We start from the raw sequence: 13171 nt of genomic DNA, 5'->3' as shown, positions 1-13171 counted from the left end.
GTTCCCGGCCGAGTCCAGACTGGCAAACCCCCGGCGATGCCCGCGGACAAGCAGCGAGCCGTCGCCTTGGACTACGCGGCCAACGTCGCGGTCGCCGCGCAGACTCTGGCCGACAAGTGGAGCGAGCTCCACATCCCCGGGCAGACCGTCCAGATCAACAACGACGATCCCAAGTACATCGAGAACTGGTTCGCTGCGGTCTGGAACTACAACCTCGGCTTCAACAAGCCCGACAGTTCCGGAAGATGGGGCCTGGGATGGCTCAACAACCCGGCCAACCCGAAGTATCCGGCCGATCGGAACGCCTTCCTGGACAACAACCACTACGCCGACGCCGCCACACCGCAGAAGTGGCCGTACCCGGAGAAGGTGATGGGGTGGGCCGCCTACCCCATCGACACCGGACGGTCCTACAGCGACGCCGGAGTCCAGAACAGCGGGAACACCCACGGGTACCAGGCCGCCTGGTGGAGTGACGCGGGCGCCCGCACACGGGCTATCAAGCCGCCTCTCGACACGTTCTGCAACGCGAGCAACGGCTGCAACGCGGGCAGCCCGCCCCGGTGCGCCGACGAGGCCTGCTACAAGCTGTACTGGTACCACGCGAACGCCAAGTGGAAGACTGCCTGTGCCACCGAGTGCGGCAATGAGACACTCACCTACAAGACGCTCCGGGCCGAACTCGGCCGGGGCAACTCCGGACTGCCCGACTGCACGACATCAGGTCGGTTGCCGTCGAACGCGCTGATCATCGACGACGTCAGCGCGAGCGCGTCGACCCTCCGCAGCGACTGCTCCAAGTCGTGGACCAACTCGGGCACCATGTCCTGGAGCTTCACGGACCCCGCGGGGCTGGGAACCTATGAGGGGAAGGAAGACCTTCACCAGGTGGGCGGTGGCTTCGGTGCCCACTTCTGGTTCGCCCACACCCGCAACAGCGGCAACCGCATCGACCAGATGAAGGTCACCGGTACCTGGACGCTGGCGCGCACCCTCAACCAGTGGAGCCGGGTCATGGTGCACCTGCCCGACAACGGTGCCGAAACCCAACAGGCCCACTACCGGATCGCTCTCGGCAACGGCACGGTGAAGGACCGCTACATAAACCAGCTCCACAAGAGCAACACCTGGATCTCTCTGGGCGTATACAACTTCAGCGGCACCCCCAGCGTGTCACTGACCAACGAGACCGTCGACGGCACCGCCGACGACGACGTGGCCTGGGACGCCATCGCCTTCCAGCCGCTGCCCGGCAAGCCGAAGAACATCGTGGCGTCGCTCGGCGACTCCTTCTCCTCCGGTGAGGGTTCGGGATCCGTGGGCGGACCCGGCATCGGCTACTCGTGGGAGTCCGACACCGACCACGGCACGCCCCGGTGGAACGGATGCCGGCGCAGCGTCAACGCCTGGCCGCGCAAGCTCACCCCGCCCAACACCACGACGCCGCTCGGAACGGCCGGCGATGCCTGGAGCACCGACGCCGAGCTGTCGTTCGTCGCCTGCTCGGGGGCCCAGACCTGGAACGTCCAGGGCACCCGAAACCCCAGCTCCTGGACCAATCGCGGAGCGTACAGCTGGTCCGAGGGACAGTTCCACGAGATGTCCCAGATCGACTCCGGTGCCCTCGACGAGAACACCACCCTGGTCACCCTGACGATCGGAGGCAATGACGAGGGAGCATTCGTCGGAGCGGTCATGGAGTGCGCCGGCGGCGGCGACTGCGCCACGGACGCGACCTTCATGCCCCGCTACAAGGCCCTGGCGGACAAGCTGGGCACCAGTCTTGGCTCGCTGATCACCAGTATCAAGGCCCGAGCCACCCATGCGACCATCGTGGTCATGGGCTATCCCGAACTCATGAGCCGGAGCAGAGCCTGCCTGGCGGCGGGTTTGTTCAACGTAAACGAGCAGAAGGCGCTCGGAGACCTCTCCAAGTACGTGAACGGGAAGCAGGCTGCGGCCGTCCAGGGTGTCCAAGGCGTCACGTACGCAGATCCGATTCCGATGTTCAGCGGTCATGGCACGTGTGACGACGACGAGTGGATCAATGCCATCGTCACGGGGCCGAACGGGAACGGGGACTTTCACAACAAGGACTTCCCCGACGCGGTTGGGAACAAGCCGTCGTTCTGCCTTTGGGACATCGCGGGCGGCGCGTGCCTGAGCCGGGAGTCCTTCCACCCGAAGACCGCCGGAACAACCGGTTACGCGAAGGTGATGGAGCAGAAGCTCCGCGATATCGGGTACGGCGCGAGCTGATGACCGCTCCGCCCCAGGGCCGTACCCGAAGGACAAGACGATTCCTGTTCTTCGGGTGCGCGCTCCCTCTCCTCCTCCTCTTGGGCCTCGTCTTCGTCTTCCTCTGGCAGCTCTCCGAGCATGCCGGTCCACAATTCGCCAAGTCGATGCCGGTGCCCAAGCGGGAGACGCTCACTCCAGCCGAACACGAGGGCGCCGAGCCCCGCAGAGCGGCTATGGAAGCGCTGGCCAAAGAGCTCCAGGGTCAGCCCGGACTGACCGAGGAGCGACTCCTCAGCCGCACCCGGACGGCGCTCGCCCTGCCCTCGTCGGTACGGATCGACGTCCGGGCCGCGAGTGGGGACCACCCCGCCAGGATCGGGCTGAGTGAAGGCCGGGCCTGCATCAACGCCAAAATCTATCCGGGAGAGGCCGGCGCTGTTGCGGAAGGACACAATCCCGACGGCTCCTGCCTTCCGCACGACGGGTGACGTTCGGGGGTCGGGATGCGGACGCGGCAGTACGGGTCGTCGTGATCCACGCGAGTGATTCCTTCCGAAGGGCGTGGAGAAGGTGAAGGTCAGTCCTGGGACGTTGCCGCTTCTTCCCGAAGTTCCTGGAGAGGGCGTCCGCTGGGTACATGGGTGTACTGGACCCAACCGTTGATCTGGTTCCCCGTTTGAGTCCTGAGCGCGGGAGAGGGCCGCTGGAAGGCCCGCCCGTCCGGAAGTTCCACCCATCCATCCGCGCTGATGGTGGCCTCGTGGGTACGCCCGAGCTTCGGCTGGTGGTGGCGCACCATGTCATTGGGAGCGGCGAGGCCCGCTTCCAAGATGGGCATCAAGGCGCCAGTCGCCCGACTGCCCGCTTCGTCCGCGGGCGGCTGCTGCGCCCCCAGGAGCACACGTCGTAGGACGTCGTTCGCTGTGTCCACCAGCGGTTCGCCGTGACGCTGAAGGTAGGCGAACACCTCGTCGTCGACCTGGATGTTCCGCATGCCGCCGGCCATCGTCTGCCTCCACGTTGAACTTTGAAAGTCGAAGTCCCTCAAGTGGGAAGTTAGACGATTGCGGCCGGACCATGTGTGGGAATCCGAGAACTGGTCGACGCGCCGGGTACGAGTCCAGCCCCCTGCGGTTGGTGACGGCGCATGGTGCGAAGCGGTGCCTGTGCTTCTGCGGTGTCATCCGGAATGTCGATCGCGTCTCCACGGCAGCTCAGGCGCTCTATCCTGGTCAAGTCGGCGCCTGGGGGCGCCTGTTGTGGGCACCTCTGTCGGGCGAAGGCAACCACCAGGAGGAAACTCTTAACCCGCAGAGAAAGGGTACTCAAATGAGTATCAGCGGCGACCTGAACCCCAACTCACAAGTGCCGGTGCCAGTCGAGATTAAGGACACTGTGATCTCGCCGGAAGGGTTGGGAAGCGTCCACCGTGGAGGTGACGGAGTCTTCTTGGTAGCAGGCGACTCCCCGCAGAGCTGGCGGCCGGAAGTCGTCGATGGAGGAGGTGACTATTATGTCCGTATTCGGAAGGGTGAGCGCTTCAAGCGCCTCGACGGGACGAGCGAAGAGCTGGACCGCTTGGCTGCGCGGCACGAACGCCGTCTGGAGGCCTGGAAGTTTCTCGCCCAGGTTGGAGTAACCGTTCTCATCCTGGTGGGAATCGTGCTCGGGGGCCCCTTGGGGGTTCCCCCGGAAGCGCAGCCGGTCTTGTACCTGGCGGCAGGCACCGCATTCACCTGGGTGTACAAGACACATAAACGCAAGATGTAAGTGATGCAGTTCCAGAAACTTCGATTCCGAAGTTTCGGATGCCGGGAATGCCTGTTCCCGGCATCTCTTTATCTTCCGTGGGCGCAGAAAAATGACGCCGATCTTCAGTTGAAGCCCGTGCACGAGGACCGGCGCCGCGCCGCCCAGAAGGCCGAGCGTGAGCGGGAGCAACTGGACCGCGAGGAGCGGCGCCTGCGCCGGGAAGCGGCGGCCTGGCCCTGCCCCGAGTGCGGGCGCAAGGTCTACCCGCCCGGCCCGGACGACAACGCGGGCTCGGCGCCCGGAGGGCTGTGCAGCGTATGTCGGTCCGTGGCCGACCGCGAGGCCCGGGAAGCCCGGGAACGCGCGGAGGAACAGGTCATGAGGCAGGTCGGATCTTGCGGTTCTGGGCCGCGCGGTCGAGTTTCACGTTCTGTAGGGACTTGCGGGTGATCTTTTCGGTGCTGTCCAGGATGGCGTCGATGGCTGCGCCGCGGATGAGGTGGGAAGGTCGCGGGGATGCGCTCGGAGAAGTACTTCAAGGTGTCCCAGACTTCGGCGCCGTTGCGGGTCGCGAGGGAGAGATTGTGGAGCTCGTCGACACACACGACGCAGACCCGCGCGTCGTTGAGCACGCCGCAGACGGCTTCGATGACGTCGGTGATGTTGGCGCGGCTGGTGACGGGCAGGCCCAGGTGGTCGGGCAGCAGGTCAGGTGGGGCCGGATCCCGGACGGCGAACTCCCGCCAGCCTTCCAGGGTGGTGAGGTAGCGGTGCAGTTCCTCGCGGTCCAGGGCCTGTCGCCATCGGTGCTGCCGTCCCGGGTCCGGCTGCGGGCTGGGCGAGGGCCCCGTTGCGGTCACCATCGTTTGTCAGCCTCCTTGAAGGGATTGAAGACACCGAGCGGGATGACCTTCGCGACCGGTTCGTCCTGCGCGTCGCCCCCTTCCTCGTCGTCGCGAGGCCGTGGGCGTCCGTTCCGGTCGGCACCGGCCCGGGCTTGGGCGGCTGAGGCCCGGTGCCTTCGGCGGCGGCCCGGGTCCGGGCGGCGACCCGCCGGTCGCGACGGGACGCCCGATTCTTCCCGCCGCTGTCAGGCCCTTGGCGGGCTCGGACCAGAAGCTCGCTGACCGCCCGGGCGATCTGTTCCTCGGTGGGGTCGCTCTCGCCCCGCTGACGCAGGTCAGCCGCAGCGTGATCCCAGGCCGGATCGCCGTAGGGCTGGGGGACAGTGCCGAGATGCTTCCAAGGAACCGGGATCCGGCCGCCCTCCCAGTGGTTGCGAACCCAGATCCAGTTGGCGTCGTAGGGGTCGCGGTGGATCTCCCACAGGTTCTTCTTGCGGGTGACCCCGGAGGGCCGGCGACGCAAGGGGCCCAGCTCCGCGCAGTCGTGGACGCGATGGTTGATCTTGACGCCGTAAGAGTCGACGGCCCGCCATGTCGCGGGCAGCAGCTCGACGTAGTCGTCCCCGGCGAACGCGAGAGGGACGTAGCCGGCGCTTTCGATGAGGCTGGCGTACTTCTCGTTCGGTGTGAAAGTCCGGCCGGGGCTACCGGGGTCCCTGAGTCCGTCGTGGCGCCTGTTTTGCCACGTGGCGACAAGCCATTCGTCCAGAAATTCCTGGATTTCCAGCATCGACCAGAGCGGCTCGTCCTCGACGCGCCGACCGCGGTGTTCGGCCGTGCGGCCCAGGTAACCGGGGAGGAACTGGCAGAACAGCGTGGCCACCGATCCAAGCGTGCGTTCGATGTGGGGCTTCTCCGCGGGCGAGCGCGGGTGGCAGGGCCGAAAGCTGATCTCCAGCGTGCGGCAGGCGGATCGGAAGTTCTCCGAGATGAATGCCTTGCCCCGGTCACAGACAATGGTCTCGGGGATGATTACCGGCCGCGCGGCAGCGTGTTCCAGGCGCTCGTCCAGAGGCAGCAGCCTGCGGTGCGGCAAGACGGACCGAGACATCTTCAGCGCGTCCACTCAGCCGGGCCTCATCGGCTCCGGGGTCAGGGCGCGGGCCAGCAGGAGCGAGGCATCCACCGACTTGGTGGTCGGCCGTACCACCACGGCGGCGATGGTCCGGGTGGCGACGTCGACGAGGCCGCAGAGCTCGACCCGGCCGGGCATCCCCTCGTCGAGCCGGACCAGCACGTCCAGTGGCGTGGAGTCGATCTGCATCAGTTCACCCGGCGCCGCGACGTTCTCGTAGCGGAATGGGCCCTCGGGCTGGTCGGCGAGGGACCGGCGGGTGCGGGCCGAGCCGGTCACGTGGACACCACGGGACAGTTTGCCGAAGAGCCGGTAGAACGTTGCCCGCGACGGCATCTCCACCACATCCTTGCCGTGCTCGGCGGCCAGGATCTGCTCGGTCCGCCAGCGCGCGTACTCGATCGTGCGGGTGGACGCTTCCACGCTCTCGGCGATGGCCTGGCGGATCGCCGCCACGACACGCGGGTCGGCCTGACCCAACAGCGAGGCATGCGGGGCGAGCCGGGTGGTCCACCACCGCCTCGACACCGCCGGCCTCGTAACGCTGCCTCTTGCGTTTGACGGTCCGCGCGCTGATCTCCTCACCCAGCGCGGCCAGTTCGGCTGCTTTGGCCCGCTCACGTTCTGCCGGCGAGCGGGCGGCCGGGTCGTACTCAGGCCGGGGCCGGGTGCCTGCTGGGGCGTCCGGCGGCAAGCCGGTCAGAAGTTCGACGAGGTGCCGCTGCCACCACAGTGCGCGGTCCGCCACTTCCTTGGGCAGGTGCCCCAGCAGCGCGGCCGAGCCCAGCGCGGCCCGCTCACCGGAGCCGAGGACGGCGAAGTCCTCGGCAGCCTGAAGATGGACCTGGTCCACGAGCATGCCGGTGCCGTGGATGTCGGCCCGGCGAACCCGCATCCCGGTCAACCCGACCACCGTGTAGGTGTGTTCCTGGAACCGGACACGGTCACCCAGCCGCAGTCGCCCCGGACGCGCGGACCTCACGAGCCCCTCCTGGCCGCCAGGCGGACGACCGTAGTGGCGCCAAGCGGGGCCGCGACCAGGTCCGCCGTCAGTTCGTGCTGCCAAAGCAGGTGATAGAGCACCGGCTGCACCGCCAGCCGGTCCCCTGCCCGCACGGCCCCGGCGAGAAGCAGCTGCGGTTCGGTGAACACCTCCCGCAGCCGGTCCGCCACCGCCGCCCCGTGACAGCGCGGATGACGGTAGCGGGCCGGCCAGCGCGGATTCGCCCGGAAGGGCTGGTCCAGGTCTCCGACCAGCCGGAACTGCCACCCCACCGACTCGCAGATCCGCGCGGTGAACGCGAAGACCGCCGCGGCCTCCTCGTCGACCAGGTCTTGAGGCCGGACATCGACCACCACGCCGGTCCCGTCGGCCGGCCGCGCGAAGTGGTCCGGGGTGGGCTCGCGTTCCCGATCACCATCCGGCCAGATCAGGCGGAACGGCTGGGAGGCCGGATCCACGACGGCGGGATCGAAGTCCAGGGCCATCGCCGCGTCCCGCTCCACCCACGACTCGTAGCCCACCACAGACCGCGAGGTCACCGCCCAGTAGTCGCCCGTGAAGTTCTTCTGCCCCTTGAACGCGGTGAACTTCCGGGCCGGTGAGGCACGCTCGAAGGGCTCGCCCCAGTAGCGGGCCGGCGGACCGAGCCGACGGACGCCGTCGGCACCGACGAACCCCACACAGACCTCCGATGCGAACTCCCAGGTGGGCACCGCCTGCGCAGGCTCGCCCACGAACACCTCCCCACCGCCCTCGGTCCCGCACTTCGAGGGTGGAACACCCGGCGAAGTTCCATGCTCCGGACGGGGAAGGCATCACCTCAACGGGCGGCAGCCCGCATCACAATGGCAGGACGTCCGCATTCAGGATTCACGCTGAAACTGGCCGTCCAGCCATGCGGCGACGTCCGTAATGACCGCCGCGTCGACGTGCTGGGGTGCCATGTACCCGGCAGGCGTCGACGGCCCTGCCCCTGGGAAGAAGAGGTGGTCGTCGGCTTCATGGATCTGGATGGTGACGTCCGGACGACCGGTCAATCCCTCTCGCCAGAGGGACAAGTCGTGCTCGACAGTGACTTGGTAGTCGCGGCCGCCCTGGAGGATCAGCAGCGGCTTGCCCAGGCGGGCGGCGGTGGCAACCGGGTCATACGAACGCAGGTCCAGCCAGTACGAGGCAGGAAGGCCGAAGGGCAGGTCCTCTCGGGGCGTACCGGGTGACAAGGAGGTCTCGACGATCGCGGCCTGACGGGTGATCTCCGCGAGGGCCGCCTCGGAGTGCGGGCCGGGGCCGAGGGCGGCGAGATGGCCTACGACCCGGACGGCCGCCCGGTGCATGGGCTCGGCGTCACCCGCCAGGATCACGATCCCCGCGACGGACGGCTCGGTCTCGGCGACCCGCGGGGCGACCTTGCCCCCCATGCTGTGCCCGGCGACGAACACCCGGCTGGAATCGACCCGCGGCTCCTCCTGAAGCAGACCCACGGCGGCGACGGCGTAGGGGACATACTCGCGTGTCATCGTGAAGTCGTCCGCGGCGCCCACCTCCGCCGCGTGTGTGAAGGTCACCTTGTCGTGGCGCAGCACTGCCACGCCACGGCTGGCCAGACCCCAGGCGAGATCCTTGAGGGGCTTGTTCGGTCCGCTGGTCGCGTCCCGGTCGAAGGGACCTCCGCCACTCAGGAGTACGACCCCGGGCCACGGGCCGTCGCCGCGCGGAACGGTGACGGTGCCGGCCACGGCGAGAGCACCCGCTCCGACCGTGACGTCGTGCTCCTCGAAGGCGTCCGGATCCGCGTAGGAGGGAGCCGCCCATGGGTCGCAGGCAGGCGGAGCGAGGCGTAGCCCGTTCAGCAGCCCGGCGGAGTCGACCGACATGACGGCGATGAACTGTCCCCGCTCGCAGACCACGGGAACGCTGACACGGATCAGGTCCGGCCGCAGGGGCTCGCTCGACGGTTCGCCCAGGTCCGTCACCGGACCGGATCCCGCGGTCTCGACGAGCCAGGCCGCCTGGAGTGCCTCGGCGGTCAGCGCAGCACGCAACGGCGGGGCGAACAGTGCAGCGATCTTGCCGAAACGGCCATCGCGTGCCCACTCGACCACCAACACGGCGGTTTCCTTTGCAGTCTGCATCCCTCACCTTTCTTAGGTTTGAGAAAGGTAGCATGCATGAGAAAGTTGGGGCATGGACACCTTGGAACTCCTGGCGCACCCTGTCCGCCTCCGCGTGGTCCACGCACTGCGTGGCGGGCGGGTCCTGACCACCGGGCAGTTGTGTGCTCTCATCCCGGACGTGTCCAAGGCGACCGTCTACCGGCACGTCGATCTTCTCGCCGCAGGCGGCATCCTCGACGTCGCCGACGAACGGCGGGTGCGGGGTGCCGTCGAACGCCGCTACCGGCTACGGCAGGAACGCGCGGACATCGACGCGGAAACTGCGCATGCGCTCACCCCGCAGCACCACGAACGGGCATTCGCTGCCGCCATGGCCGCCCTGGTCGCGGAGTTCGGCGCTTACCTGCAGCGCGAAGGCAGCGATCCCGTAGGCGACCTCGTCGGCTATCGGCAGCACGCGATCTGGCTCAACAGGGACGAACTTGTAGCACTGATCAGCGCGATGCAAGCTGCCATCGCGCCCGTCCTGGCCAACGAACCTTCGCAGGAACGTACCCGCTACCTTCTCAGCCCCATTCTGTTCCCCGCCGAACAGCAAGACCCGCTGTAGCCGACGCCACCGCTTGCGGTGAACCAGGAGGACGCGGTCGAGGCGTTGCTCGCGACCTTGATCGGCCACGACTACGAGGAGTAGGCTCTCTCGCCCGCGAGGCTCGGGGAGCGTGCTGGTCGAGACCCCCGAGCCTTGACCATCGCCGGTCAAGACTCGGGGACAGGGGACAGACACACCTGCTTCACCCCGCCGCACGCCGAGGCACGACCTGACGGCGAGCACTCTGTTTCGGGCATCTCGTACGGCGCACGGGTGGGCGGCGCAACGGAGAGCCCCGGCGGTCCGTGAGGGCTGCCGGGGCTGTGTTCGGGCCGGTGTACCGCATCTTCGAGGGGTGAGCCTGTCCATGCACGGTCCTGCCCGGCGCACCCATGTCGGCGCGGGTGCGGCGAGCCTATCGGGCGCCGTGCCGTTCTTCCCTGGTAGCCGGCCGCGCGGCGGAGCACCCCGGAGCGGCGAAGGGGGCGGTGACGTCGTTCCGCGGGACTCTGCGTCAAGCTCACCGATATCGACTACCTCGATCTGGATTTCTGAGGCAGGGACGGTCGGTCGGTTACGGAGCTGCCGTGCGGAAGACAGACAGCAGGGTCTGGGCCTGCAGGGCGCCCGGGTCGAAGAACTGCTTGGCCAGAGCGGGTGGCACGGCCGTTCCATGCATGCGGACCTCATGGCAGGTGAAGCAGAACGCCGCCTCGAACAGCGCCAGGTCGAGAGAGTCGTTGTACGCCCGGATGCTCCAACCAGGCGAGAAGCCGCAGCGGTGCTGTTCGCTGCCGGGCAGGCTCTCGATCAAGGTCAGGGCGGCTGCTGCTTCGCTCCCGGCCCAGTGGGCGATCGCCGTGCCGGGGTATGGGACGTCCCGCATGGTCGGGAGGGCGGAGATCCGTACGACTTCGATCAGCACGGTGGCGGTAACGGCTTCGGCGGGGAGCTGCATGTGCGCAGTCTGCCCGCCGGGTCAGCGACCGGGAAAAGGGGCACAGGCAGAGCCGGCCACTGACGCGAAGGGACAACCCGTCTGCCTTGGTGACAGTTCGAACCCCCGCCTGCTTCGTCACTGGATCACGCATGGGTTCCTGACCGCCTCAAGCGCAGGTGCACGCCGCATGTCAGCAGGTCGAAGACCCATGTTCGAGACCTCCCGTGACCTTGTGGGAATCCCGCTATTGCCCGCAGATTCTGAGAGTGACACCCGAAGTCTGCGTGGCTGTGGAGGATTTCGGAACCCCGCGCCTGGTCTTGCTTCCACAGGGGCAGCCACCCGCCGGCCACCGTGATCTTCGCAGCATCAGACGCGTCGCCTGCGCTTGGTCTTTGCGTGCACCCGCTTGCGAAGCTCGGCCTGGTAGAAGGCGGCGTTGTCACCGTCCAGCCTGTAGAACTCACAGATGTCCGCCACCGTTTCGGCGTCTTCCGCGGTACCCGTGAGCCCGATCTGGACAAGCCGCCAGAACCCCTCCTGCACGTGGTGCCTGCCCCCCTCGTCCAGACCCTCACCTCCCGCAGTCGGCCGGTAGCAGCCGGAACCCGCAGCCACGAACCACAACGTCTGCAGCAACTCGTCCCGGGCCAGTATCGAGAGGTCGCCCGCCAATGCGGCCATGATGACGCCGACCGCCGGCGGAGTGCACTCGAAGTTGATCGTGCTTTCCTCGACATGACCATCGAGGGTGTATCCGATCATGTCCTGGGGGGTCTCGGCAGTGATAATCGCTTCGATCAGAAGCGGCACATGCTCTGCGGAGTCACCGCAGCCGCACTTCAACGACGCCCAATCGACGCGTCGCAGTTCTGCGCGTACCAGTTCACCGACAACCACCGCGGCCCCCCTCAAGACATGCCGGGCCCCGGGCCCTGATGCTAACGATCAAGGATGAGCCAACCATCGGTCCACCCGCCATCGTGTACGTCACGAAACATGCGCCACAGCCGAGTTCAGAGACCCTCCATCGTCTCCGCTTCGGCATCGGCGAACCCGCCCGCGGAATAATCTCAGCCTCTACGCGTCTCAGCCTCCACGCATCTCAGCCTCCACATGGGGGCGGGTTTCCGTGTTCGCCCGTCCCATCCGCGAACACCGCGCGCTTCCGTCTTCGACCTTCTCCAGGCGACGGCACCGAGCTGCGGACCTTGCCCTACCGGGAGCGTCGCCGGCGGCTGGAAGTCCTCTTCTCGGCAGGGAGCGGCCGGTGGAGCAGCAGGTACGGGTACTGCCCGACGAGAGCGGGGTGCGCTCCATGCCCCCGGCGCGGCCCGGTGTCGATCCGGCGGCCCGGTGCGTACCGGGCCGCTTCGCTCCCGGTTCTCCATCGTGATCCGGAGCCAACTCGCCGATTCCGGCCCCGCGTGCACCCCGGGGTGCGGGATCGTCGTTCCCGGGGTCGCGGGACCGCGGCCCCGGGGGACCGTGCTGGAGGTGTCTGTGGAGACGGATGAGACGTGGACGTCGGATGAGTACGGCCGCTCGCACGAGGGCCGGGTGGGTGTGCTCCTCGATGACGGGTCGGTCCCGAAGCCGGTGTACTTCGACTCGGCGTCGGGCAGCTCTGGCTGGGAGGTGAGCCATTGGAGCGTCTACGACGGCGCCGGCACCTACCAACCGCGCCCGAAGGCACACCTGCTGCGCGCGGAGTGCTCCTGCGGCTGGACCGGACCCCGGCACACCGTCGACTGGACGACGGCCGGGGAGCTCCCGTTCCACGAGAGCGGACTGCGCACCGCCGAGCGGTGCGAGGACGACTGGGACGCCCACATCCGCGACGTCGCCACCGCCACGATCCCCCTCCCCGCCGAGCTGGAAGCCCTCTTCCAGTCCGTGACCGCCGCGATCGAGAACCTCGCCCGGGACTCACCGACCGCCGCCGTCAAAGCCGCCCGCACCCTGGAACTCATCGCCCAACGCACCGCGCATTGGCCGGCGAACGATGCCCGTGATCAGGACCCGCAGAGGGTGGCCGCCGATTTCGGCTTGTCGGTGGACGCTACCCGTGCTTTGTTGGCCCGCTTCGGGGGTTGGCACTCCCGCGGCTGACCGGCGGCCGCCGGCCCGCCCCGGCCCTGTCCGGTGGATGGCAGCGGGGGTGCTGTCCTTTCGGTGTTGAGAGCGGTGAAGGGGTGAGGACGGGCCACCGTGGTGCCGACTCCGGGAGGACACAGGCCATGAACAAGATCGTTTGGTACACCCCGCTCGGCGTGGACGGGTACACGAAGCCGTTCCCCAGCTCCGAGCCGCCAGGCTCAGTGGTCGTCCCGCGGCTGCCCGGGGTGTGTGTGGCGCGTTTCCGGCTGACGGAGACCCTCATGCCTGGTGTCCCGTACGCGGGCACCTGCGCCGCGGAGCCGGCCGACTACCTGTAGGCGTTCGAGCGGGGGAGCGGGGGCCGCCGACGGCGGCCTCCGCTCTCGTGTGTCCGGAGCCGGTTCGCCTCGCCCACCGCCCGGGTGGGCCGGGTGGGGCGGCCCCGGGAT

At 68.0% G+C, this 13171-nt stretch carries 14 protein-coding genes and 1 pseudogene; 7 read left to right on the top strand and 8 right to left on the bottom strand.

What is annotated here, in order from left to right; genetic code table 11:
• Positions 1-36: 36 nt before the first annotated feature.
• Positions 37-2259 carry a hypothetical protein gene (locus ACFYW3_RS27150; protein ID WP_389387596.1) on the top strand — a complete coding sequence of 741 codons (2223 nt, stop codon included), beginning with the start codon at positions 37-39 and terminating at the stop codon, positions 2257-2259.
• Positions 2259-2729, top strand: coding sequence for a hypothetical protein (locus ACFYW3_RS27145; RefSeq protein ID WP_389387595.1), 471 nt, complete (start codon positions 2259-2261; stop codon positions 2727-2729). Before ACFYW3_RS27150 ends, ACFYW3_RS27145 begins: the two co-directional genes overlap by 1 nt.
• Before the next feature lie 89 nt (positions 2730-2818).
• On the opposite strand, the gene ACFYW3_RS27140 is transcribed toward ACFYW3_RS27145, so the two are convergent.
• Positions 2819-3247, bottom strand: a complete 429-nt coding sequence (locus ACFYW3_RS27140; protein WP_351752909.1) for a hypothetical protein — start codon at positions 3245-3247, stop codon at positions 2819-2821.
• A gap of 323 nt (positions 3248-3570) precedes the next feature.
• Here ACFYW3_RS27140 and ACFYW3_RS27135 point away from each other — a divergent pair, with 323 nt between their 5' ends.
• Both ACFYW3_RS27135 and ACFYW3_RS27130 read left to right on the top strand, forming a co-directional pair.
• On the top strand, positions 3571-4011 hold the full coding sequence (locus ACFYW3_RS27135; RefSeq protein WP_351752912.1) for a hypothetical protein: 441 nt from the start codon (positions 3571-3573) through the stop codon (positions 4009-4011).
• A gap of 3 nt (positions 4012-4014) precedes the next feature.
• Positions 4015-4443, top strand: coding sequence for a hypothetical protein (locus ACFYW3_RS27130; RefSeq protein WP_389387687.1), 429 nt, complete (start codon positions 4015-4017; stop codon positions 4441-4443).
• 53 nt (positions 4444-4496) lie between these two features.
• Here ACFYW3_RS27130 and ACFYW3_RS27125 read toward each other — a convergent pair.
• The 5 genes and pseudogenes from ACFYW3_RS27125 to ACFYW3_RS27105 form a co-directional block, all read right to left on the bottom strand.
• Positions 4497-4685 (bottom strand): annotated as a pseudogene (locus ACFYW3_RS27125) (ATP/GTP-binding protein); the annotation flags it as partial.
• A gap of 16 nt (positions 4686-4701) precedes the next feature.
• Complete coding sequence (locus ACFYW3_RS27120) at positions 4702-5964, bottom strand: transposase family protein (protein WP_389387686.1); 1263 nt, start codon at positions 5962-5964, stop codon at positions 4702-4704.
• On the bottom strand, positions 5965-6501 hold the full coding sequence (locus ACFYW3_RS27115; protein WP_389387594.1) for a hypothetical protein: 537 nt from the start codon (positions 6499-6501) through the stop codon (positions 5965-5967).
• Positions 6502-6951: 450 nt separating this feature from the next.
• Positions 6952-7710, bottom strand: coding sequence for a TnsA-like heteromeric transposase endonuclease subunit (locus ACFYW3_RS27110; RefSeq protein ID WP_389387593.1), 759 nt, complete (start codon positions 7708-7710; stop codon positions 6952-6954).
• Between the two features lie 129 nt (positions 7711-7839).
• Positions 7840-9108: a serine aminopeptidase domain-containing protein gene (locus tag ACFYW3_RS27105; protein ID WP_389387592.1), complete on the bottom strand. Its 1269-nt coding sequence runs from the start codon at positions 9106-9108 to the stop codon at positions 7840-7842.
• 52 nt (positions 9109-9160) lie between these two features.
• Here ACFYW3_RS27105 and ACFYW3_RS27100 point away from each other — a divergent pair, with 52 nt between their 5' ends.
• Positions 9161-9700, top strand: coding sequence for a helix-turn-helix domain-containing protein (locus ACFYW3_RS27100; RefSeq protein ID WP_389387591.1), 540 nt, complete (start codon positions 9161-9163; stop codon positions 9698-9700).
• Between the two features lie 556 nt (positions 9701-10256).
• Here the strand turns inward: ACFYW3_RS27100 and ACFYW3_RS27095 are convergent.
• Positions 10257-10640, bottom strand: a complete 384-nt coding sequence (locus tag ACFYW3_RS27095) for a hypothetical protein (protein WP_389387590.1) — start codon at positions 10638-10640, stop codon at positions 10257-10259.
• A 351-nt stretch (positions 10641-10991) separates the two neighbouring features.
• Positions 10992-11522: a hypothetical protein gene (locus ACFYW3_RS27090; protein ID WP_351752936.1), complete on the bottom strand. Its 531-nt coding sequence runs from the start codon at positions 11520-11522 to the stop codon at positions 10992-10994.
• Between the two features lie 597 nt (positions 11523-12119).
• Between ACFYW3_RS27090 and ACFYW3_RS27085 the strand changes: the two genes are divergently transcribed.
• Both ACFYW3_RS27085 and ACFYW3_RS27080 read left to right on the top strand, forming a co-directional pair.
• Positions 12120-12734, top strand: a complete 615-nt coding sequence (locus ACFYW3_RS27085) for a hypothetical protein (RefSeq protein WP_389387589.1) — start codon at positions 12120-12122, stop codon at positions 12732-12734.
• A gap of 128 nt (positions 12735-12862) precedes the next feature.
• A complete protein-coding gene (locus ACFYW3_RS27080) occupies positions 12863-13060 on the top strand; it encodes a hypothetical protein (protein ID WP_351752942.1) in 198 nt (65 codons plus the stop codon).
• Positions 13061-13171: the final 111 nt, after the last annotated feature.

The sequence above is a fragment of the Streptomyces sp. NPDC002602 genome (genome assembly GCF_042889445.1).
In the GTDB taxonomy this organism is placed as follows: domain Bacteria; phylum Actinomycetota; class Actinomycetes; order Streptomycetales; family Streptomycetaceae; genus Streptomyces.
The sequence above is the reverse complement of the archived record's forward strand: the minus strand, read 5'-3'. Positions and strand labels throughout refer to the sequence as shown.